The sequence below is a fragment of the Candidatus Streptomyces philanthi genome (genome assembly GCF_059553635.1).
In genome coordinates this window covers 1-21,145 of record NZ_JCANQV010000091.1, presented here as the reverse complement: position 1 = coordinate 21,145, position 21,145 = coordinate 1, and the positions used below count along the sequence as shown (strand labels likewise).

Below are 21,145 nucleotides of genomic sequence, written 5' to 3'. Positions count from 1 at the left end.
GGCCGGGGCCTCAGATGCCGAGGCGGCGGGCGTTGTGGCGGGCTCCGGCGCGGACGCCCGTTCCTCGGCCACCAGCCGCTCGAACTCGGGAGTGACCCGGGCGACCGCCCCCGGGCCCAGAACGATCTGGTACGTGTCGTCCTCCACCACGCCCATGACCGCGGGCAGCGCCTTGAGGGCGTCGTCCTGGACCTGGGAGCGGTCCCGGACGCCGAGGCGGAGACGGGTCATGCAGTGGGCGACGGAGGTGATGTTCCCGGCGCCGCCGACGAGGGGGAGGAGCGCGGCGGCGATGGCGCGGTTCTTGTCTTCGGACATGTGCGGTGCCTTGCTGTGCGGACAATGTCGGGAAGGGCAGGTCGTTCTGCGGGGCGCTGGGGCGGGACGGTCCGTAACGGCTGGTGGGGGACGGTCCGTAATCGGGCGGGGGCGGGTGGCCGGCGCATACGCGTCAGTCCTTCCGGGCGGCCTGGAGGGCGTCGCGCAGATGGCCGCGCGAGGCATCCAGGAGACGGGCGGCGGTCGGTCCGTCGACCCCGCCGAGCAGGGTGAGGACGGCGTTCTTCACCTCGCCGCCGGTGGCCGCGAGGGCGGCCTCTATCTCCGGTTCCGAGGCGCCGGTGGCGAGGGCGACGATCCGCCGTGAGCGGGCGTGCAGCTTCTCGTTGGAGGCGCGGACGTCGACCATCAGATTCCCGTACGTCTTGCCCAGCCGGATCATGGTGATCGTCGAGAGCATGTTGAGGACGAGCTTCTGGGCCGTACCGGCCTTCAGACGGGTGGAGCCGGTCAGCAGCTCCGGGCCGACGACGACCTCGATGCCGTGCTCGGCGGCCGCGGCCAGCGCCGATCCCGCGTTGCACGACAGGCCGACGGTCAGCGCCCCGACCGAGCGGGCGTGTGCGACGGCGCCCACCGCGTAGGGCGTGCGGCCCGAGGCGGAGATGCCGACGACGGTGTCCCGGTCGGTGAGGCCGAGCGTCGTCAGGTCCTCGGCGGCGAGCGCGGCGCTGTCCTCGGCGCCCTCCACCGCCGTGACCATCGCGGAGGGGCCGCCCGCGATCAGCCCGACCACCTCGGAGGGGTCGGTGTTGAAGGTCGGGGGGCACTCGCTGGCGTCCAGCACCCCGAGCCGGCCGGCCGTCCCGGCGCCGGCGTAGATCAGCCGGCCGCCGTCGGCCATGCGCGCGGCGATGGCGTCGATGGCGGTGGCGATCCGCGGGAGCTGGGCTGCGACGGCGGCGGGGACGGTGGCGTCCCCCTCGTTCATCGTGCGGGCGATCTCCAGCGTGGAGCGCCGGTCGATGTCGGCCAGCTCGGGGCGGAACGCCTCGGTGGTGAGGGTCTCCAACTCGGCCCGCAGCGGTGCGGGGCCGGTGGAGTCGGTGGGGGAGGTCATGGCGTGGCGGCTCTTTCCGGTGCGTACGGGCGGATCGTGTGCGGGACGGACAGGGTCAGCGGCCGGAACGCGGGGCGTGGCGGTGGGCCAGGGCCTCGTAGGAGGCGGACAGGGCGGTGGCGGCGGTGTCGTAGGTGCGCTGGGCGACTCCTATGAACAGGCAGTCCACGACGAGGAGCTGGCTCGTCCGGGACGACATCGCGGCCGGGCGCAACTCGCTCTCGCGGGCGTTGGACGTGGTCAGTACGTGGTCGGCGCAGGCGGCGACCTCGCTGTCGGGGCGGCCGGTGATCGCGATGGTCGTCGCGCCGTGGTCGAAGGCGACGCGCAGCGGCTCTATGACATCGGTCGTCCGCCCGGAGTGGGTGATCGCCACGGCGACGTCACCGGCCCGCAGCTGCACGGCGTTGGTCACCGCGAGATGGGGATCGGCGTGGGCGTGCGCTATCAGGCCGATGCGGAGCAGCTTCTGTGCGAGGTCCTGGCCGACGAGATGGGAGGCGCCGATGCCGTACACATCGATCCGGCGGGCCGCGCACAGGGCGCCGACGGCCGCTTCGAGCTGGGTGACGTCCAGCCCGGCCGCGGTGTCGGCCAGGCACTGGCGTTCCTCCTGTGCCAGCTTGGCGACGACATCGGTGAGGGAGTCGTCGACCGCTATGTCCGCGGTGACGGCGGGGGCGCCGCCCGCGGCCTGCTGCGCGGCGAGGGCGGCCAGGGCGAGCCGCAGATCGCGGTAGCCGGGGTAGCCCAGCAGGCGGGCGGTGCGGACGACGGTGGCCTCGCTCGTGCCCGTGCGTTCCGCGAGGCCGGTGACGGTCAGGGCGGCGCAGCCGGCCGGGTCGCCCGCCACGGCCTCGGCGACCCGCTGCATGGAGCGGGTCATCGACGGGCCGAGCGTGCGGACCTTGGCCGCCAGTGCCGCGGGGGCGGGCGGGTCCTGGGCCGCGCGGGTCGCGGCGGCCACATCCTTGAAACTTTCCTTCAGGCTGCTGGTCACGCATGAAAAATAATTTCATCCGCCGAACGCCGTCAATCCCTCGCCGCGGCCTGTGGACAACTCCGCGACGCGAACGGCTGTGGATAACTCGGGGTGCGGTCGGTGGTCCGCGTGACAATGGGCGGCATGGAGCTGGAACAGGCATTGCATGCCGCTCGCGCGCTCGTCCTCGCCGATCTGATGGCCGGGGACGTCGCCGACGCCGACATCGTCTCTCTCGTCGAGGACGCGGTCGTCCAACGACGATGGTGGGTGGAGCAGTGGCCCGAGGGGGCCGAGTTCGTCGCCGGACTGATAGCGCAGGACGTGCAGGACGCCCTGCTGGACCGCTACGGCCGCTGGCCGCTGTGCCCCGTGTGCACGGAGTCGGGCGATCCGCACGCGCTCGACGTGGAGCCGGAGCTGGGGCCGGACCCGCACTGGGTCTGCCCCAAGACGGCGGTCGCGGTGGCCCGCGTCGGTGCGCTCGGCGCCTCGCCGGAGGGGTGAGACGGTGATCTTCATCGACCCGCCCGTATGGCCCGGACACGGCCTTCTCTGGTCCCACCTGGTCAGCGATGTGTCGTTCGAGGAACTGCACCGCTTCGCGGCGGGCCTCGGCGTCCCCCGGAAGGCGTTCGAACGGGACCACTACGACCTACCGGCCGAGCGGTACGACGACGCCGTGCGGTCCGGGGCAGTGGAGATCGGCTGCAAGGAACTGGTGCGACGGCTGACGGATGCCGGGCTGCGCCGGCCCAAGCACCGGGCGGCCCCGCCGCCCGCCGTCCTGCGGCCACCCGGTGAGCCGATACCGGGCCGGCCCGTGCCGGGTGAGCCCTGGGGGGGCGACGGCGCGTCGCCGTCCCTGAACGGCGGCAAAGGGCCGCACGATGGCCCTGGTCCGCCGCCGCAGGGAGGGCGCGGACCGCCGCCCACCACGCGGGCCCGGCGGCGGTGAGCGCCGTGCCAGGAAAGGGGTCAGTCATGCCAGCCGGCGAACCGTCCACCAGCATCGACGCGCGCTACAGCAGCGCGGGCGCCACCGCCCTCCCCTGGTCGGTGGCGGTCGGCGGGATGAGCGAGGCCGAGATCTTCTGGCTCGCCACGGTCAGGCCACAGGGCCGTCCGCACGTCACTCCACTGCTCGCCGTCTGGATGGACGACGCGCTGTACTTCTGCACCGGCCCCTCCGAGCGCAAGGCCAAGAACCTCGCGCGCAACGCCCACTGCGTCCTGACGACGGCCACAGCGGGCGGCAACGATCTCCACGCGGGCTTCGACGTCGTCGTCGAAGGGGACGCGGCGCCGGTCCGCGACGAGGCCGTACTGCACCGGCTGGCCGACGCCTATGTGACCAAGTACGGCGACGAGTGGCGCTTCGAGGTCCACGACGGCGCCTTCCGGGGGCCCGGCGGCCGTGCGGTGGTCTACCGCGTCGCCCCCGTCACGGCCTTCGGCTTCGCCCGGGGCGAGGACTACAACCAGACCCGGTGGAGGTTCGGCGAGGGGGAGTGAGGGCGGGCCATCCGCCTCCCACCCCACCCCGTCGCGCCTGGACTCAGCGCGCGGCGGCCGGCCTCATCCCGCTTTCGCGCGCTTCGGCTCCCAGGCCGGGGCGGTCGCCGACGAGGCGATCACCCGGCTGCGCTGTGCCGTGCGGTGGAGCCGGAAGGCGACGGCCGTGGTCACGACGGCGACCGCCGCGAGGAGCGAGCCCGTCCACGCCGCCGCCGGGTAGCCCCAGCCCGCGGAGATGACCAGCCCGCCCAGCCACGGGCCGAGCGTGTTGCCGATGTTGAAGGCGGCCGTGGTCGTGGCGCCGGCCAGGGTGGGAGCGGCGTTGGCGACGTTGAACATCCGGGCGTTGAGCGCGGGGGCCGTGGTGAACGAGGTGACGCCGAGCATCAGCGAGAGACCGACGGCGGCGACCGGGTGGTGGGCCAGGAGGGCCAGGGCCGCCAGGACGACGGTGGAGGAGGAGATGCCGAGGAAGATCGTGCCGAACAGATGGGCGTCGGCGATGCGGCCGCCGATGAACGTACCGATCAGCGCGCCGGCGCCGAACAGTGCCAGCACCGTGGGCACCCAGCTCTCCGCGAGCCCGGCGGTGTCGGTGAGCAGCGGGGAGAGGTAGGAGAAGAGGGCGAAGACCGCCGCGCCGTTCAGCGCCGTGGCGATCAGCGCCAGCCACACCTGCTTGTCCCGGTAGATGGTCAGTTCGCGACGCAGCCGTGGCTGCTCGTCACCCGTGGGCACATTCGTCCGCGGCACCAGTGCGATCACGCCGACCAGCCCGATCGCGGACAGCGCGGCGACCGCCCAGAACGCCGAGCGCCAGCCCGCGTGCTGGCCGAGCAGGGCACCGGCGGGAACACCCGCGATGTTCGCGATGCTCAGCCCGCCGACCATGACGGCCATCGCGCGGGCCCGCGCGGTCACCGGGACCAGCGAGACGGCGACCGCCGCCCCCACCGCCCAGAACCCGGCGCACGCCAGCGCGCTGACCACCCGGGACACGAACAGCACCCCGTACGACGGCGCCACCGCGCCCGCCACCTGGCCCAGTCCGAAGACGGCGAGCAGCGCGATCAGCGTCGTACGGCGCGGCAGCCGGAGCGTCGCCGCCGCCAGTACGGGCGCGCCGACCACCATTCCGATGGCGAAGGCGGAGACCAGCAGTCCGGCCTGCGGGATGGAGACACCCATGTCCCGCGCGAGCGGTTGCAGGATGCCGGACAGCATGAACTCGGAGGTGCCCAGGGCGAAGACCGACAGGCCCAGGACGTACACCGCGACGGGCATACGGGCGCGTGGTGAGGCGTCGGAGGCGTCCGGGGAAGCGGGCGGGGAGGACGGAGCGGATGGTGCAGACATGTCAGGAGGCAACAGCGCCGCCCGACAGGGCATTCCCGGCTCCGGGCCGTCCGCTCAGCCGCCCAGCAACCCCAGTTCGGTGGTGAGGTTCCGGCGGGCCTGGTGCTCCCACCGGTCGCGGCCGAGCGGGGTGTGGAACAGCCGGGGCAGCTCCAGGAGCCGGCGCAGCACGGCGGAGCGGCCGGCGCGGTAGTCGGCGTCCGGCACGAACGCGTACTCCTCGCGGACCGCGGCGGCGTAGGCGGCGTAGGCGTCCGGGGACCCGGCGAGCACGGCGAGATCCGCGTCACACAGCACCTCGCCGTCGGGGTCGTCGGGCCCCGGCGCGTGTGTCTCGGTGAGCCGCACCAGGCGGGCGACCTCGGCGGTACGGGCCGCGCCGACGCCGAGTTCGGGCAGCGCGCGTTCGGCGAGGGCTGCGCTGCGCTCCTCGTTCTCGGAGCGGTCGGGGCGGTAGACGGCGTCGTGGAACCAGGCCGCCAGTTGGACGACGCTCAGGTCGTCGGCGTGGTCGGCGAGTTCGTCGACGCGTTCCAGGACGGCGGTGAGATGCGCCACGGTGTGGTAGCGGCGCTGCGGTTCCGACCAGCGGGAGAGGAGGTTGTCCGCGTAGGGGCCGGGGTCGGGGAGGGCGCCCTCGGCGCCGCGCGCCGCGGCCACGGTGGCGGCCCAGCGGCGGCGCAGTTCCGGGGCGCCGGGGGCGGCGGGGGACTCGGTGGTCATGCCGCCATTGTGCCCGGGGCGGCCGGCCGGACGCCGGGGCCGCCCCCGTAGGGCGTCAGGTGGCCGGGCGGTCCTGGCAGGACAGTGCGTCGATGTTCTCCGGGCGGGGCTTGAAGTCGGACTCCCACTTGGGGTCGGCCCGGGTGATGGAGGGCAGGGCCACCGCGAAGTCCTCGCTCCAGCTGGAGTGGGTGACGTACTTCCGTACGGCGTCGCGCAGCCGCTCGCAGTCGGCGCGGTGCCCCTTGTTCATGGCGATGCCGTAGAGGTTGAGGGGGCCGAAGGTGATGCGGGGGACGACCTTGAGGGTGGGGTTCTCCTGGGTGAACCCGTAGAGGATCATCTGGTCGGTGGAGACCGCGTCCGCCAGTTTGTCCTTGAGGTCCTTGATGCAGGTGGAGGCGTCCGGGGCCTCGTAGACGTCCCACCGGTCGTAGGCCGGCTTGCGCAGGGCGGTCACGGAGGTCGTGCCGGGCCAGGTGCAGACGCGCTTCCCGGCGACGTCGGCGGGCTTACGTATCCGGTTGTCGTTCTTGCGGACCAGGATGCCCTGGTACGTCGACGCGTACGGGCCGGCGAAGTCCAGTTCCCGCATCCGGTCGGCGGTGATCGAGAAGGTCGCGACGACCAGGTCCTTCTGGCCGTGGGTGAGGACGGTGCTGCGGTCCTGGGACGGCACGATGCCGAGGTCGGGTTCCACGCCGACGGAGGCCAGGACGTGCCGGGCGACCGTGATGTCGAAACCGGAGAACGTGTAGTTGTGCACCACCCCGGTGCCGGGCTGGTCGTTCTTCACGCCGACCGAGACATGGCCCTTCGCGAACAGCGATGGAGACGCCTCCTCGCCGCAGGCCGTCGCGGTCGTGGCGAGCAGTGCCACGAGGGCCAGGAGCGCTGTGGAGGAGCGGTGGTGCCGTGTGGTGCGGTGGAGCAGACGTGTCCTCATGTACATCCCCGTTTCGTGTGCGTGGTGGGCGGTACCGGGGCGGGCGGCACACGGCGCGGCGGCCGGCGCCCTGCCCCCGGCCCGTCAGGTGTCGTGGAGCACCACGGACGTGGCGCTGACGTTCAGCAGGCAGCCGCGCGCGGTCCGCAGCACCACCTGGACGCGTACGCTGCCGGCCCGCGCGCCGAGGTCGAAGTCGGCGGCCTGGCCCGGCCGGACCGTCTGCTGCTGCGCGGGAACACCCGAGGTGACGAGGGAGACGAGCGCCGAGGAGTCGGGTACGCAGGTCGGCGCCGCGGGGTCGTGGTCCTCGATGGCGAGGGTCACCCGCAGTGCGTCGCGTGCCTCCCGGAGGGCGGGCTCGTCGAGGCGGAGGACGAGCGTGGTACGGCCTTCACCGAGCGGTTGCCGCCCCTCCGGCCGTACCTGCCCGGTCACATCGACGTCGGCGTGGGCGGTGATGTACTGGAACGCCAGCCAGCCGCCGACGGTGGCCAGGAGGGAGACCAGGGACAGGACGCCGAGCAGCCCGGGGTTGCGGTCGCTGCGGACGAGGACACGGGCGGCCGCCGTGACGAGGGAGAGGACCACCAGCAGGGTCCAGGGGGTGTAGTCGCCCAGGGGTCCCCGTGGCTGCCCCGCCTGGGTGACGATCAGCCCGGCGCAGCACAGCAGCAGGGGCAGCCAGCGGGCACTGGGGTGCAGGGCCCACTTGATGACGACGTTCTTGATGATGCTGGCCGCGATCGAGTGATCGCCGTGTGTCGTGGGGCTGTTGTGGACGTCGCGGCCGACGCGGGGCGCGCCGTCCTTGGGGCGGGTCACGCGTCCTCCCGTGTGCGGTGGCCGCCCCCCATGTTGACGGTGCCGTGGATCTCGACGGCCGCGAGGGAGTCCGGGCCGGTCGCCGTCGGCTTGTTGATCACGGTCCGGGGGGCGGAGGCGAGGCGGGCGACGTGCTCCACCAGGTGTGCGGCGTTGTGCGGTCCTGGTGAGGAGGCGAGCCACTCGGCCACCGCGTCGGTGAGCAGCCGCCGCTCCCGGTCGTCGAGACGGGCGAGCAGCGCGTCGAGGGCGTCGGCGCGGCGGGTGTCCAGGAGGAGGGGCCGGGACGTGCCGTCGTCTCCGGACAGCGCGGGCGGCTCGGGGTCGGCGGTGGTGGTGCCGCGGCGCAGCAGGCGGCGGAAGAAGCCCTCCCCGGCGTCGACCGCGTGCTCGGCGAGCCTCTCCTGCGCGGTGGTGATCACGGTGGTGCCCAGGCTGTTGGCGGCCAGAGCCAGATAGGGGGCGATTTCTGCGGACACGGTGGCCAGGTCGGACATCCGGCTCTCCCAACACTCAGGGGGAGTGGGCGTCCATGCCGCAACTCCCGTACCGGGATGGCGTGTTACCCACGCTACGGCTGATTCACACTCCCTCGCACGGGGGGTTTGCGGGGATTCGGTGATGAGATCAGGCGGACGGGAGGGGGCGGGGCGTGAACCCGGTGCGGGACCGGTGGATCGGGAATTCGGGCCATACGGCACGCATTCCGGCCGTGTCCCGTGGTGCCGCGGCGACGCGGTGTACGGCACCCCTTACGCTGGACATTGGACTAGACCTATTGTTCTGTCCCGTCACGACGGCACATGGCGCGTTCGACCCGCTACGCGTCGTATGCCGCGTGGCACCGTCATCGAAGGAATGGGGTCACATGAGCAAGCGCGCACTCCTGGAGGTGATCGCGCTCGGCCCGGAGGACGCGGTCGCCGCCGAGGCCGGCGGGGCCGACCGCCTGGAGCTGGTCACCGACATGGCGGCCGACGGGCTCACCCCGCCCCGGGACGTCTTCGCCGCGATCCGGGCCGCCGTCGCCCTCCCGCTCCGGGTGATGCTGCGGGCCGCCGACGGCTTCGCGGCCGGCGACGTGGACGCCCTGTGCGCCCAGGCGGCGGCGCTGCGCGCGGAGGGCGCCGACGAGTTCGTCCTGGGCTTCCTCGCCCCCGACGGACGCCCCGACCTCACTGCCGTACGGGCCCTGGCCGAGGTGATCGACGGTTGCCGCTGGACGTTCCACCGGGCCCTCGACCACGCCGCCGACCGGGACGCGCTGCGCAAGGAACTCGCGGACCTCACCGGGCCCACCGGCACCCCCGCCCCCGGCGGCCCCGACACCTATCTGACGGCCGGCTCCCCCCATGGCGTCGGCGAAGGATTGTCCACCCTGATCGCCGAACAGGCCCGCACGGCGGCCGGCGAACCCGGCTACGCCCCGCGCATCCTCGTCGGCGGCGGACTCACCCTCGACCATCTGCCGCCCCTGCGCGCCGCCGGCCTCGACGCCTTCCACATCGGCGGCGCGGCCCGCCCCGCCGGCTGGTCCGCCCCGGTGGACGCGACGGCCGTACGGGCGTGGCGGGAGGCACTGGACGGGTGAGGGGAAGGGGCGGCCGGGGCTGATGCGGCCGGTGGGTCGTCCGCCACCGAGCCGGCGGCCCGTACGGCACCCGCCCGGCGGGCCCGCACCCTACCGCCCGCGCCCGCCCGTCCGCCCCGCCCGTCCCACGCCTCACAGCGCCAGGCCCGTAGGCCCCGCCCTACACCCCCGCCCCACCCAACTGCTCCGGCAGCTCCGCCGCATGGACGACCGTCAGGCCCGAGACCGGCCGCGTCAGGCAGACATAGAGCCGGCGCAGACCGGTGCGCTCGTCCGGCTCCCCGTCGACGATCGCGGACGGCTCGTCGAGGACCACATGGTCGTACTCCAGGCCCTTGGCGAGCGTCGCGGGCACCAGCGTCAGCCGGCTCTCGGCGGAGGTCTCCTCACCCGGGGACAGGCAGGGCAGACCGTCCGCCTCCAGGGCCGCGCGCAGCTCCGGGAGGCGGGCTTCGGCCGCGATCAGGCCGATCGACCCCTCCTTCTCCAACGCCTCGTGACACGCCGTCAGTACGGCGGCGGTCAGCTCCTCCGGAGCGACCGCGCGCACCGCGAAGTCACCGGCCGACTCCCGGATGGAGGTGGCCTCCGTCAGATCCGGCGCGATGGCCGGCAGCAGCCGCGACGCGTACGCGATGACGGCCCGCGGCACGCGGAAGCCCTGCGTCAGCTCCTCCACCGTCGCACCGGGCTTGCCCAGGTGGGCCAGCGCCTCCTCCCATGTGCCGGTCGCCCAGGGCGTGGTGCCCTGCGCGATGTCGCCGAGGATCGTCGCCGAACCCGTCGTGCAGCGCCGCCCCACCGCGCGGTACTGCATCGGGGACAGGTCCTGCGCCTCGTCCAGCACCACATGGCCCAGCGACGGCGTACGGGTGATCAGGTCCGTCGCCTCGTCGATCAGCACCGCGTCCGCGGGCGACCAGCGGGCACTGCGCACGCTCCGGGCCGGCTTCGCCCACAGGACCGTCTTCTGCTCCTCCGGGGTGAGGACGCCCTCCGCGTGCTCGGCCAGGAACTCCTCGTCGCCCAGCAGCCGCAGCACCAGCTTCGCCGGATCGACGGGCGGCCAGACCGCCTTGACCGTGGCCTTCACCGCCGCGTTGCGGGCCACCGCGTCCTGCACCCGGTCGTCCGGCGCCTCGCCCGCCTGCTCCATACGGGTCAGCACGGCGTGCGCGATCCGCTGCGGCAGCGCCTCGCGCGCCGCGCCGTAGCGGATGTCCCGGTCCTGCAACTCGCGGACGATCTCCTCCAGTTCATAGGCCGGTACGCGCCAGCGGCGGGAACCGCGGACGACCACACACGCCTCCTGCGGCATCGTGATGTGCGAACGGAGCGCGCGCCGCAGCACCTCGGCCATCCGCGCGTCCCCCTTGACCGTCGCCGCGGCCGCGCCGTCCGTCCCCCGCACCGGTACGTGACCGACGAGGGCGTCCACCGTGGACTGCTTGACCTCCAGCTCGCCCAGGGTCGGCAGCACCTGCTCGATGTAGCGCAGGAACGAGTCGTTCGGGCCGATGACCAGGGTGCCGGAGCGGGCCAGGCGCTCCCGGTGCGCGTAGAGGAGGTAGGCGACGCGGTGCAGGCCGACGGCGGTCTTCCCGGTGCCCGGCGCCCCCTGGACGCAGACCGAGCCGGCCAGCCCGGAGCGCACGATCGCGTCCTGCTCCGGCTGGATCGTCGCGACGATGTCCCGCATCGGGCCCACACGCGGCCGCTCGATCTCCGACTGGAGGAGCCTGCTGGTCCGCTCCGCCTCCTCCGGGTCGGCCAGGTGCTCGTCCTCGTACGCGGTCAGCTCGCCGCCGGTGTAGCCGAAACGGCGGCGGAGCCGGAGGTCCATCGGGTCCTTCTTGGACGCCCGGTAGAACGGCTGGGAGACCGGGGCGCGCCAGTCGATGACCATGGGGTCGCCGTCCGCGTCGTGGACGTGCCGGCGGCCGATGTAGAAACTCTCGCCCGCGGCGCCCTCGGCGAGATCGAGGCCCGGGGCGTGCAGGTAGTCGAGGCGGCCGAAGAAGAGGGGGGTGTGGGTGAGGTCGGCGAGTGCCTTGATCCGGGCGTCGATCTCGCCCTGGAGGACCTGGGCGTTGACCCAGTTCGTGGTGACGTCCGCGATGTTGAGCGACTCGGCGTCCTCGCGCATGGCGCGCAGCGCGGCACGGGAGCCGGCGAGATGGGCGCGCTCGCGTTCGAGGGGGTCGTGCGCGGGCGTGGCGGACGTCGGACGGGGGGCGTGCGCGGGCACGGTGCTGCCTCCGGGAGATGTCACGTGCGGCGGGCACGTGCCGCTAGGGGCGGGCACGGCGGGCCGCGGTCGGTGCGTGGGGCCGTTCGGCGTGGTGCGATGAGCCGTCCGGTTTCCGACCGGACGGCGGCGCTCCTCGGAGGGAGGCAGGACAAGACGCGCGATTCTAGCCACGGGCCGTACGCGACGCCAACGGATTTCCCTGGGCCCGGCCCGGGGCGCGTGTCCGACTCCCGTAGGGGGCGCATGGGCCCTGGGACGGACGCCGGCCGTGCCGCAGGTCGGACGCGGGGCCCCGGACGAATGGCCCCAGGGACGGATGTGCGGCGCCGAGGGGAAAAGCACCATGGAGACATGAGCAGCGCAACCTTCACCCCCGCAGCCGGCCACCCCGTCACCCCGCGCCCCGCCACCGGCGCCACCACCTCCGCCGCGCACCGCGACGAGCGGCGCGGCCCGGTCGGCAACGCCCTCCGAGCGATCAAGGTGTTCGTCGGCGCGGCCTTCAGCGTCGCCGTCCTCGGCGCGTACACCGAGGACTGACCGGCCCGCGCCGGTCCCCTCCGGACAAGGACCGCCGCCACCGTCGTCCGCCCAGCGGACCCAAAACACCCCCTTGCGGACATCCCGGCGACCGGAAAGCGTTACGGGCCGTCAGGGACGATCGACTACCGTCACGGCGGAGTACGTGCTCAGGGCCGACGAGGAGGGGCTACGGGTGTCTGCCGCCGAGGGGACATGGACAGGGAGGCGGACCTGGGCGCGGAGCGCCGCTGGTCCGCGCCGGATGCTTCTCGCCGGAGCGCTCTGCGCGCTCTCACTGGCGGGACTCTGGGTCCTCTACCGGGTCCACCCGCTGCCGATGGCCGACATCGAGGTCTACCGCGCCGAGGGCGAGGCCGCCGCGACCGGCGGTGACCTCTACGGCTTCACGGTGACGCGGTGGAACCTCCCCGCCACCTACCCGCCCTTCGCGGCCCTCCTCTTCATACCGACGACCTGGATACCGCTGACCGCTCTCAAGATCGTCTGCGTCCTCGCCAACGGGGCGCTGATGGCCCTCCTGGTCCACCTCTCCTGCAAGGCCGCCGGCCTCCGCGGCTCCGCCCGTACCGTCCCCGCGATCCTCGCCGCCACCGCCGTAGGCATCTGGCTCGAACCGGTCTTCCAAACCCTGATCTTCGGGCAGATAAACCTCGCCCTGACCTGCCTCGTCCTGTGGGACCTCGGCCGCCCCGACGGCGCCCGGGGCAAGGGCCTCGCCATCGGCCTCGCCGCCGGCGTCAAACTGACCCCCGCCCTCTTCGCGGTGTACCTCCTGGTCACCGGCCGGGTGAAGGCGGCCTGCACCGCCGCGGCGGGCTTCGCCGGCTCGGCGCTCCTCGGCCATCTGGTGCTGCCCCACGCGAGCGTCGATTTCTGGACGCGGCGGATGTTCGAGACGGACCGCGTCGGCAAGCTCTGGATAGTCGACAACCAGTCGCTCCAGGGACTGCTCGCCCGCGTCCTGCACACCCGCGAACCCGGTGTCGTGTGGCTGGTCGCGGCGCTGCTCACCGCGGCCGCCGGACTCTGGGCCGCCCGGCGGGTCCGGCTGCGGCGCGGCTCGGAACTGTGGGCCGTGCTCTGTACGGCCGTCACCGCGCTCCTGGTGTCACCGATCAGCTGGTCCCATCACTGGGTGTGGTGCGTCCCCCTGATCGCGGCGCTCGCCGCGCACACCCGGCGCAGGCCGTGGCGCCGCGCGCTGCTGGGCGCCGTCGTCGTCCTCTTCGCCGCCCGCAGCATGTGGATCGTCCCCCACTCCGGCCACCTCGTCATGGAACTGTCCTGGTGGCAGCAGCCGCTGACCTCGCCGTACCCGTTCCTCGGCCTGGCGATGATCGCCGCACTACTGGTGTGGACCCGGCGCGAGAGGACGCGGACCGCCCTCGGAGCCGGGGCGGCCTGAACGGGGGCCGGCGCGCCGTGAACCGCGCCGGCCCCGGCCGTCTCAGACGTCCTCCTCCGCCGCCAGCAGCTCGTCCGCGTCCATGATCCGGTACGCGTAGCCCTGCTCGGCCAGGAACCGCTGGCGGTGCGCCGCGAAGTCCTGGTCGATGGTGTCGCGGGCGACGACCGAGTAGAAGCGCGCCTCGTGCCCGTCCGCCTTCGGGCGCAGCACCCGGCCCAGCCGCTGCGCCTCCTCCTGCCGCGAGCCGAAGGTGCCCGACACCTGGATCGCGACCGTCGCCTCCGGCAGGTCGATCGAGAAGTTCGCGACCTTCGAGACGACGAGGACGGAGATCTCGCCCTCCCGGAACGCGTCGAACAGCTTCTCGCGCTGCGCGTTGGTCGTCTCGCCCTTGATCACCGGGGCGTCCAGATGCGCGCCCAACTCGTCGAGCTGGTCGATGTACTGCCCGATGACCAGCGTCTGCTGCCCCTGATGCCGCCGCACCAGCGCCTCGGTGATCCGCTGCTTGCTGCCGGTCGTCGCGCAGAACCGGTACTTCTCCTCCGCCTCGGCCGTCGCGTACGCCAGCCGCTCGGAGTCGGTGAGGTTGACGCGCACCTCGACGCAGTCCGCGGGCGCGATGTACCCCTGCGCCTCGATCTCCTTCCACGGCGCGTCGAACCGCTTCGGCCCGATCAGCGAGAACACGTCCGACTCGCGCCCGTCCTCCCGTACGAGCGTCGCCGTCAGCCCCAGCCGCCGCCGCGCCTGGAGATCCGCGGTGAACTTGAAGACCGGCGCGGGCAGCAGATGCACCTCGTCGTAGACGATCAGGCCCCAGTCACGGGAGTCGAACAGCTCCAGATGCGGGTAGACGCCCTTCCGCTTCGTCGTCAGCACCTGGTACGTGGCGATGGTGACCGGACGGATCTCCTTCCGCGTCCCGCTGTACTCGCCGATCTCGTCCTCGGTCAGCGTCGTCCGCCGCACCAGCTCGTGCTTCCACTGCCGGGCCGAGACGGTGTTGGTGACGAGGATCAGCGTGGTCGCCTTGGCCTGCGCCATCGCCCCCGCCCCGACCAGCGTCTTGCCCGCACCGCAGGGCAGCACGACGACACCGGAGCCGCCGTGCCAGAACCCCTCGACGGCCTGCCGCTGATAGGGGCGCAGCGTCCAGCCGTCCTCCTCCAGTGCGATCGGGTGCGCCTCACCGTCGACGTAACCGGCCAGGTCCTCGGCGGGCCAGCCCAGCTTGAGCAGCGTCTGCTTGATCTGCCCGCGCTCCGAGGGGTGGACGATCACACTGTCCGGCTCGATCCGCGCCCCGACCAGCGGCTGCACCTTCTTCGAGCGCAGCACCTCCTCCAGCACCGGCCGGTCGGTGGTGGTCAGCACCAGCCCGTGCGCCGGGTGCTTGACGAGGGTGAGCCGGCCGTAGCGGGCCATCGTCTCCGCGATGTCGACGAGCAGCGCGTGCGGCACCGGGTAGCGCGAGAACTGCACCAGCGCGTCCACGACCTGCTCCGCGTCGTGCCCGGCGGCCCGCGCGTTCCACAGTCCCAGCGGCGTCACCCGGTAGGTGTGGATGTGCTCCGGCGCCCGCTCCAGCTCCGCGAACGGCGCGATGGCACGCCGGCACGCGTCCGCCAGCTCGTGGTCCACCTCCAGGAGCAGCGTCTTGTCGCTCTGGACGATGAGCGGACCATACACGTGCGGAGCTCCGTTTCACTCAACTCAAAACCCTAGTGTGCCCTATGCCCAGGGAGCGGGGAACCCGGCGCTCGGGCACAGTGGCTCTGGCTCAGCCCCGAGGAGGAGCGTCGAACGACGAAGGAACATCGCTCGCCCAATATTCGTGAGCGAGGTCTCTGGCGGTCCAGCCATGGCATTCGACCTTTGGATGGCCATTCTCGTCCACGAAAGGCCGACAGATTGCGAAATTGCGCCCCTCATCATGAGCCATGAGCGTGAGGAAACGGAGCATCGACTGTTCGACTCCTCGTACGCAAACGTCCGAGGAGTCCTGATAGCAATGAGTCCGGAACCAATCAGCATGTGGCCGGGAGTAGAACAGCGGGAAGGCGCCGGGGCTGTTCTCCTCCCGTTTCCTATCCTTTGCCCCGTGTCCTGGATCGTTCGGGTCAGGGATCAGGCACCAGACCCCTGTGGTTCCACCTTCTTTCTGCTGCATAAGTGTCCAGAAGGGTTGCCCCGTTGCGGATTCAGTTGGCAACGCGATCGGCGAGATCATGGAGGCGATCACATTGCCGAGGTGCGGGAGGTCTCCTCCCGAGTAGTGCACGATCCCATGGTCCTGGAGGTATTTTTTCGCCGCAGGCTGAAATCCGCTCTTGGAGATGAAGATTCCGATGGTGCTGGGAAGATCCCTGATTTTGCCGGCAAAGGCAATGGCGTCGTCGCGCTCAACGGGACGGCGAGTGTCCTTGCATTCGATGGCCACTCTGTGGTGGACCCCAGCCACGTCGAACTCATAGAAGATGTCGATGTTGTACGAGTTTCCGTGGTTGTCGAAGACCGTTGCCCTTCTGGAGACGGAGATGTTCTTGCCCTGAGCCCCTAGAAGGGCCTGATAGACGAACTGTATGTAACTTTCGAATGTTTCACCCGTGTTCTTCAATCTTTCCCCTATCAGGATTGTTGGCCCTCGGCATCATTCGGTTTCAGTCATGAGGAGGCGTCGGTGATATGGAGGGTAGGGGGCCGGCGCACTTCAAGGAGCGATTCATGCGTCGCCAGGGCGCAATATAGCGCTGAAGCCTCATGCGAACCCGCCTAATCTAAGGTACGTCGGCCGTCGTGGCATCATTCGGCGCGGCTTTCAGGGGCTGGGTGTTCTCCGTCACGTATCCAGGTGGTTGACGAAGATTCCGACGAGAATGCGCCCGCCCAGCCGCTGCTCAGGCAGTGTGAAGTGCACACGGTTCCGTGCCGGGTGCTGCTTTGCGTGCCACTCGCAGCGGTAAGTCTCTCCGTTGTACTCCACATCTCGCTGCCGCATCACCTTTTCCTTGGCCCGGGTGTTTGGGCTCTCGGGTGACAGGTCGATTCCGAAGCGGCCCAGTTCCGCCTGGACGTGACTGGGCAGTCCGGCGTGCCGCTCCAATGCATCCGCGAAGTGATCGTCCAGCACGGCCAGGACCTTGGCTACCCAGCCACGCAACTCCCGATAGGTGCCGTCGAACTTCCGGAAAGACAGTGTGTCCGCGAGGACAAGCCCCGGGAAGGCATCCGTCGCCAGCACGGGGAAGAGACGCTCGGGAACATCCTCTCGTTCGTACAGCCCACGCCAGAAGGCGGTGAGCTCGCGGGACGCATGCAAGAAATACAGCTCGGCCTCGACATCGCCTGGCGGAAGCCTGATCGGTTGCCATCCGCTCGTGACCGAGTTGTCGGCCCGAAGGACAAGGCAGGCCATGGTGTGGCCGTCGAGCGTGCGTTGTAGTGCGTGGCCCAGTGTCCAGGCAAGCTCTCGTACTTGTCCGGCCAAGAGCACCGTATCCGGGACATCCGCGGTCTCGTCCGTGTCCCACGTGAGGCATCGATCCATGAGGAGGGCGGTTCGGCGGCGCACGTCCGGAGAGACCGTGTCGCCTGGACCTCCCCGCACGTAGAGAAACTCGGAAAGCTCGCAACCGTCCAGGCATGGGTATTCGTGCCACCACTCCGCTGCGGCCACTGGCTGTTCGCGGAGGATGTCCCCGAGCGTGTCGTTGAAATTGTCCAGTGAGTGGGTCAGCCGGCCCGGCTCCAGCTCGCGGAAGTCGAAGCTGGTCTCGTCGACGATCACCCGGTACGACGGGGCCCGGTATGGTTCACCTTCGGCGTCGGGCACGTGCCAGCCTCCCCAGGTCATCCTCGATCTGGTCGAAGAAGCCGCTTGGCCAGGTGGTCAGTTCGCCGCGTGCGGTCAGCTCGATGGGGACGGTTTCCTCCCGGCCGAAGTAGTGCACGATCGCCTCTTCCGATGACAGCGGCCCCTCTTCGACGATGCCGAGTCGTGCGCCGTTGAGAACATGGTCACTGTGGGTTTCCACGATCACCTGGGCCCCGCTGCCAGCGACCTGCGTCAGAAAGCGGCCCAGTCGGGACTGCCCGGCGGGATGGAGATGGGCCTCGGGGTTCTCCACGATCAGGATGTCGCCGGGTTCGGTCATCAGCCCAGCGACGATGATGGGCAGAGCGTAGGAGACGCCGAAGCCGGTGTTGGCCGGGCGGATCACTTCGCCGTAGGGACCCGCCTCCCTGAAGCGAATGGTGCTCGCGGCGATCCCTGGTGCCCACTGTGCTGTGATCTGGATGGGGCGGATGATGTGTGAGGCCCATGCTTCGGCCTGGGTGCGCAGAAGCGGCACTTCGGAGTCCGGATGCCGCAGGGGTTCGCGGACGGTCAGCCGTCGAGTGGTCAGCCGTTCCTGGCGCAGTGCCAGTACCTGTGCCGTGTTCTCCCCCCGTACGCCGACCCCGAGCTCGTCGGGTGACTCGGCAGACACGGACAGCAGGTCACGGGGACCGAGGCGTTCCGCGCAGAGATAGGTGAAACCGCTTCCCGGCTGGTCCAAGGCGGGCGGGGGCTGGCTGGGTGACGTTTCGACCGTGAGGTGCAGGGCGCGCTCGCTGGGGATGCCGAAGCGGTAGCTCCAGTCGGCGTCCGTTCTGTCAGTTCGCAGCCGTACTCCGAACTCGGGCTGCCGTGCTGCTGGATGCAGCAGTTCCTGAGCCTCGCCCAGAGCCAGTCCGTACGGTCCATTGAGCTGAATCATCCTGCTGATGGGAGACTGGGCTGCCTGACGGGCCAGCAGAAGGGCTTGGACAACGGTGCTTTTGCCCGACCCGTTGAGTCCGGTCAGCACGGTCAGCGGGCGCAGATCGAACTCGGCGTCCGAGAAGCACTTGAAGTTGTGGATGCCCAGTGCGGTGATCACGCGTGTGCCCTCGCGTCCTCGGCCGCTGCCCAGAAACGATACTCAACACGACGTCGGTCGCTGGTGGACGAGGTGATGGCGTCGAGATAGGGGATGTCACGGGTCATCCTGCCCCGGGCAGCCGTCACGATGGCCGTCCGTCGGCGCTCTAGGTCCGCCGGATCGTATGCGGCGAGCGCGATCGACCAGGTCTCGAAGAGTGCCCGGTTGATCGGGTTGCGCCACGTCACGCCTTCCTGCCATTTGCGGAAGGTGTGTTCCCCGAACACCAAATGGGCGTTGGACATAGCCGCGCGGAATGCCTCATATAGTTCGTTCACGCGTGCATCGGGCAGCGCCTTCGGGTTGTCCAGCAACTCCGTCGCACGCTCCAGGAACAAATCCATTGCCGGCCGTTCCATGTACGCATCCATGCCGAGCAGCCAGAAGGCGGCGAAGCGGAGCGCCATTTCACGGTCGTTCATGCGAATATGGCCGCCCATGCCGTTGGTCGCTGTGTTGAATTCGTCCATGGAAGTCATGGTCTTGAGGATGTCACGGCTTCGTGCCCGGCTCATGCAGTGCCGGATCTCCTGCGCGTTGAGCGGAGTGCCACCGGTGTTGATGCGCTTGAAAATGTCGTACATGACGTCCGACGGTGTCGTCGGGTCGATGACGTTTACCACGAGCTGGGTGTTGTAAATGCGGCGCTGCCATTGCACGGGGAGATCGCTGAATTTCTTGTCGTTCTCGTTCAGATACTCTAGTCCCTTGAGGGGGAAGCCCTGTCCATTTCCCCGTACAAAGGCGTGCAGAGTTGACAGTCGTTGTAGTCCGTCGACGACTCGGAACGCCCCGTAACTGTCCTCGGCGAAATAGAAGGCGGGCAGCGGGATCTGCAGCAGTACCGACTCGACGAGACGTGACTTCTGCTCGATCTTCCACACCTTGCCGCGCTGGAAGTCGGGGGCCAGTTCCAGCGAGCCCTCGTCGATCATGTCCAGGATATTGCGGAGCGAGAACTGGTTGGTGGAGACTCGGATCAGTGCGGGGTCCCATGGTTTGACGATCGCCACGTCAGCTCCGCCGTCCCCCTCGACCTCGACACCTGTTGCCAGGCCATCGAAGACGTCTTCGACCACCTCGGGTTCTTCCTGCCCATGCGCCGTCGTCATACTCGTGATCCTATCGGCGGGGCACCCTGGCCGGTTCTGGCTCTGAGGAGGCAGTGGGGGCGACCGGTGCCCTGACCAGTCTGCCCTCCGAGGCAGGGCTGGCATGTGTACCGGACTTGATCCCTTGGACGATGAGAGGTCCGTTCACCGCGTCCCGCCTTTCACTCCTTGACCGCCGACCACCGGTGCGGCCAAACGTCCAGTGTGCCGCATGGGGGTGGGGCGGGCGACGGCGTTCCGGCGCTGGTGGCGGGGCATGCGCGGCCGTCCGGGCGTGTCCGGAGCGGCCCCCTCAGACCGCGTCGTCCGCCAGTTCCGCGACGCCCGTGATGCGGTGGAGGGGGTAGGTGCGGACCTCGTCGGAGGTGTGGTCGTAGGCCGTGACGAAGCCGCCCTCGACGCGTACGGGGGCGATGACACGCTGGCTGGCGGCGCCGTCGGCGTTGACGTAGCCGATCCAGACGGCGGAGCGGGTGAGGACGGCGGCCTGCATGGTGGCGAGGGTCTCGGCGGAGGTGGTGCGGGGGAGGGCGCCGGGGGCGCGGTCGGGGGCGCGGACGGGTTTGCGTTCCGCGGTCGCGGCGAGGTCGCCGGCGCGGATGGCGCGGACCGCCGCCGCGAGGAGGGCCGTGTCGGGGGCGGGCGGGCCGTCGGGGACCGGCACGGGCGCGGTACGGGGCGGGGTGCGGTAGGAGTCGGGGCGGGTGACGAGGACGTCGCCCTCGGCGGACTCGGCGGCCGGGGCGAGGCCCAGCGCCCGCAGGCCCTCCAGCAGCTGGTCGGGGGAGGTCTGGGCGGCCAGCACCGTGGGGGCGAGACGGCGCAGACGCAGGGCGGCGGCGCGGCGGTCGGCCAGGATCTCGGTGAGCAGGGCGTCGTCGTCGCAGCGTACGTAGGCGGAGGCCGCGCCGATCCGTAGCCGGCCGTGCTTACGGGCCACATCGTCGACGAGATAGGCGAGGGGCTGGGGGACCGGGGTGCGGGAGTGGGCGGTGAGGAATTCCTTGAGTTCCGCGGCGGTACGGCCGGCGTCCAGGGCGCGGCGCACCGACGCCGGGGTGAAGCGGTAGACCGTCGCACCGCCCTTGGACTCGATGTCGGCGAGCGTGTCCAGCGCCTCGGCGAGCGGGCGGCGCAGCGGGCCCGGCGCGACGGCGGTGAGATCGGCCTGGAGGAGGACGTGGTCGAGGGGTTCGGGCAGCAGGGGGGCCAGGACGGCAGCGGCGGCTTCCGGGCCGGACTCCGTGCCTTCCGGAGCGTGAGGCAGCAGCGCGCGGCCGTGGGCGGAGAGCGCGCCGCGGCCGGTCACGCCCAGCAGCTCGGCTTCCGAGAGCGTCCACCGGGCGAGGAGGGAGCGCAGGTCGGGGGCGTCCTGCGGGGCGGCGCCGGGGGCCGGGGCGGAGCCCCGCAGCGGACGCTCCCAGCGCAGCCGGTCGAGGAGGACATCGGCCGCGACGGTGGCGCCCGCGGGGAGGGAGGCGAGCAGGGCGAGCGCACGCCGCCTGACCTCCGGGGCCGGGGAAC

Annotated in this window: 20 protein-coding genes and 1 pseudogene; 6 read left to right on the top strand and 15 right to left on the bottom strand. The window is 71.1% G+C overall.

The annotated features are described in order from the left end of the window. From AC51EU_RS13610 to AC51EU_RS13600, 3 genes are all read right to left on the bottom strand, one after another. A partial coding sequence (locus tag AC51EU_RS13610; protein WP_496267144.1) for a PTS glucose/sucrose transporter subunit IIB occupies positions 1-318 on the bottom strand: 318 nt, incomplete at its 3' end. A 133-nt stretch (positions 319-451) separates the two neighbouring features. Next, positions 452-1,399 carry an N-acetylmuramic acid 6-phosphate etherase gene (murQ, locus tag AC51EU_RS13605; protein WP_496267143.1) on the bottom strand — a complete coding sequence of 316 codons (948 nt, stop codon included), beginning with the start codon at positions 1,397-1,399 and terminating at the stop codon, positions 452-454. Between the two features lie 55 nt (positions 1,400-1,454). Beyond that, entirely contained in the window at positions 1,455-2,399 is a 945-nt protein-coding gene (locus AC51EU_RS13600; RefSeq protein WP_496267142.1) for a MurR/RpiR family transcriptional regulator, read from the bottom strand. Between the two features lie 126 nt (positions 2,400-2,525). On the opposite strand from AC51EU_RS13600, the gene AC51EU_RS13595 reads away from it, so the two are divergent. The 3 genes and pseudogenes from AC51EU_RS13595 to AC51EU_RS13585 all read left to right on the top strand — a co-directional run bounded on the left by AC51EU_RS13595 (position 2,526) and on the right by AC51EU_RS13585 (position 3,896). Continuing rightward, positions 2,526-2,888, top strand: coding sequence for a DUF8819 family protein (locus AC51EU_RS13595; RefSeq protein ID WP_496267141.1), 363 nt, complete (start codon positions 2,526-2,528; stop codon positions 2,886-2,888). Between the two features lie 4 nt (positions 2,889-2,892). Further along, a pseudogene (locus tag AC51EU_RS13590) lies at positions 2,893-3,159 on the top strand (DUF4031 domain-containing protein); the annotation flags it as partial. 206 nt (positions 3,160-3,365) lie between these two features. Continuing rightward, complete coding sequence (locus tag AC51EU_RS13585) at positions 3,366-3,896, top strand: pyridoxamine 5'-phosphate oxidase family protein (protein ID WP_496267140.1); 531 nt, start codon at positions 3,366-3,368, stop codon at positions 3,894-3,896. Between the two features lie 63 nt (positions 3,897-3,959). Here the strand turns inward: AC51EU_RS13585 and AC51EU_RS13580 are convergent, their stop codons facing one another. From AC51EU_RS13580 to AC51EU_RS13560, 5 genes are all read right to left on the bottom strand, one after another. Beyond that, positions 3,960-5,183, bottom strand: a complete 1,224-nt coding sequence (locus tag AC51EU_RS13580; protein WP_496267145.1) for a Cmx/CmrA family chloramphenicol efflux MFS transporter — start codon at positions 5,181-5,183, stop codon at positions 3,960-3,962. Between the two features lie 126 nt (positions 5,184-5,309). Next, the gene (locus AC51EU_RS13575; RefSeq protein ID WP_496267139.1) at positions 5,310-5,978 is read right to left on the bottom strand and encodes an HD domain-containing protein; all 669 of its coding nucleotides are present in this window, start codon (positions 5,976-5,978) and stop codon (positions 5,310-5,312) included. A gap of 55 nt (positions 5,979-6,033) precedes the next feature. Then, positions 6,034-6,924 (bottom strand): transporter substrate-binding domain-containing protein, encoded by an 891-nt coding sequence (locus AC51EU_RS13570; protein WP_496267138.1) that lies wholly within the window; start codon positions 6,922-6,924, stop codon positions 6,034-6,036. An 84-nt stretch (positions 6,925-7,008) separates the two neighbouring features. Further along, entirely contained in the window at positions 7,009-7,749 is a 741-nt protein-coding gene (locus AC51EU_RS13565; protein WP_496267137.1) for a hypothetical protein, read from the bottom strand. Next, entirely contained in the window at positions 7,746-8,246 is a 501-nt protein-coding gene (locus tag AC51EU_RS13560; RefSeq protein WP_496267136.1) for a hypothetical protein, read from the bottom strand. Before AC51EU_RS13560 ends, AC51EU_RS13565 begins: the two co-directional genes overlap by 4 nt. A 371-nt stretch (positions 8,247-8,617) precedes the next feature. Between AC51EU_RS13560 and AC51EU_RS13555 the strand changes: the two genes are divergently transcribed. Further along, positions 8,618-9,340 (top strand): copper homeostasis protein CutC, encoded by a 723-nt coding sequence (locus tag AC51EU_RS13555; protein ID WP_496267135.1) that lies wholly within the window; start codon positions 8,618-8,620, stop codon positions 9,338-9,340. A 160-nt stretch (positions 9,341-9,500) separates the two neighbouring features. On the opposite strand, the gene AC51EU_RS13550 is transcribed toward AC51EU_RS13555, so the two are convergent. Beyond that, positions 9,501-11,588, bottom strand: a complete 2,088-nt coding sequence (locus AC51EU_RS13550; protein ID WP_496267134.1) for a HelD family protein — start codon at positions 11,586-11,588, stop codon at positions 9,501-9,503. 354 nt (positions 11,589-11,942) lie between these two features. Between AC51EU_RS13550 and AC51EU_RS13545 the strand changes: the two genes are divergently transcribed. Beyond that, positions 11,943-12,131, top strand: a complete 189-nt coding sequence (locus AC51EU_RS13545; RefSeq protein ID WP_496267133.1) for a hypothetical protein — start codon at positions 11,943-11,945, stop codon at positions 12,129-12,131. 244 nt (positions 12,132-12,375) lie between these two features. Beyond that, complete coding sequence (locus AC51EU_RS13540; RefSeq protein WP_496267132.1) at positions 12,376-13,539, top strand: glycosyltransferase 87 family protein; 1,164 nt, start codon at positions 12,376-12,378, stop codon at positions 13,537-13,539. A 42-nt stretch (positions 13,540-13,581) separates the two neighbouring features. Here the strand turns inward: AC51EU_RS13540 and AC51EU_RS13535 are convergent, their stop codons facing one another. From AC51EU_RS13535 to AC51EU_RS13510, 6 genes are all read right to left on the bottom strand, one after another. Then, entirely contained in the window at positions 13,582-15,234 is a 1,653-nt protein-coding gene (locus tag AC51EU_RS13535) for a DNA repair helicase XPB (protein ID WP_496267131.1), read from the bottom strand. A 91-nt stretch (positions 15,235-15,325) separates the two neighbouring features. Beyond that, positions 15,326-16,162: a restriction endonuclease gene (locus tag AC51EU_RS13530; protein WP_496267130.1), complete on the bottom strand. Its 837-nt coding sequence runs from the start codon at positions 16,160-16,162 to the stop codon at positions 15,326-15,328. 222 nt (positions 16,163-16,384) lie between these two features. Next, complete coding sequence (locus AC51EU_RS13525; protein ID WP_496267129.1) at positions 16,385-17,377, bottom strand: hypothetical protein; 993 nt, start codon at positions 17,375-17,377, stop codon at positions 16,385-16,387. Then, a complete protein-coding gene (locus tag AC51EU_RS13520) occupies positions 17,358-18,467 on the bottom strand; it encodes an AAA family ATPase (RefSeq protein WP_496267128.1) in 1,110 nt (369 codons plus the stop codon). Before AC51EU_RS13520 ends, AC51EU_RS13525 begins: the two co-directional genes overlap by 20 nt. Continuing rightward, positions 18,464-19,621 carry a GmrSD restriction endonuclease domain-containing protein gene (locus AC51EU_RS13515; RefSeq protein ID WP_496267127.1) on the bottom strand — a complete coding sequence of 386 codons (1,158 nt, stop codon included), beginning with the start codon at positions 19,619-19,621 and terminating at the stop codon, positions 18,464-18,466. Before AC51EU_RS13515 ends, AC51EU_RS13520 begins: the two co-directional genes overlap by 4 nt. A gap of 292 nt (positions 19,622-19,913) precedes the next feature. After that, the coding region (locus AC51EU_RS13510) for a helicase-associated domain-containing protein (RefSeq protein WP_496267126.1) at positions 19,914-21,145 on the bottom strand (1,232 nt) is incomplete at its 5' end.

Bases quoted from the DNA above. Each gene is read 5' to 3' on its own strand.
- AC51EU_RS13580 (WP_496267145.1), bottom strand. From the start codon at position 5,183: ATGCCCGTCGCGGTGTACGTCCTGGGCCTGTCGGTCTTCGCCCTGGGC.
- AC51EU_RS13570 (WP_496267138.1), bottom strand. From the start codon at position 6,924: ATGAGGACACGTCTGCTCCACCGCACCACACGGCACCACCGCTCCTCC.
- AC51EU_RS13575 (WP_496267139.1), bottom strand. From the start codon at position 5,978: ATGACCACCGAGTCCCCCGCCGCCCCCGGCGCCCCGGAACTGCGCCGC.
- AC51EU_RS13515 (WP_496267127.1), bottom strand. From the start codon at position 19,621: ATGACGACGGCGCATGGGCAGGAAGAACCCGAGGTGGTCGAAGACGTC.
- AC51EU_RS13595 (WP_496267141.1), top strand. From the start codon at position 2,526: ATGGAGCTGGAACAGGCATTGCATGCCGCTCGCGCGCTCGTCCTCGCC.
- AC51EU_RS13560 (WP_496267136.1), bottom strand. From the start codon at position 8,246: ATGTCCGACCTGGCCACCGTGTCCGCAGAAATCGCCCCCTATCTGGCT.
- AC51EU_RS13585 (WP_496267140.1), top strand. From the start codon at position 3,366: ATGCCAGCCGGCGAACCGTCCACCAGCATCGACGCGCGCTACAGCAGC.
- AC51EU_RS13555 (WP_496267135.1), top strand. From the start codon at position 8,618: ATGAGCAAGCGCGCACTCCTGGAGGTGATCGCGCTCGGCCCGGAGGAC.
- AC51EU_RS13540 (WP_496267132.1), top strand. From the start codon at position 12,376: ATGCTTCTCGCCGGAGCGCTCTGCGCGCTCTCACTGGCGGGACTCTGG.
- AC51EU_RS13545 (WP_496267133.1), top strand. From the start codon at position 11,943: ATGAGCAGCGCAACCTTCACCCCCGCAGCCGGCCACCCCGTCACCCCG.
- murQ (WP_496267143.1), bottom strand. From the start codon at position 1,399: ATGACCTCCCCCACCGACTCCACCGGCCCCGCACCGCTGCGGGCCGAG.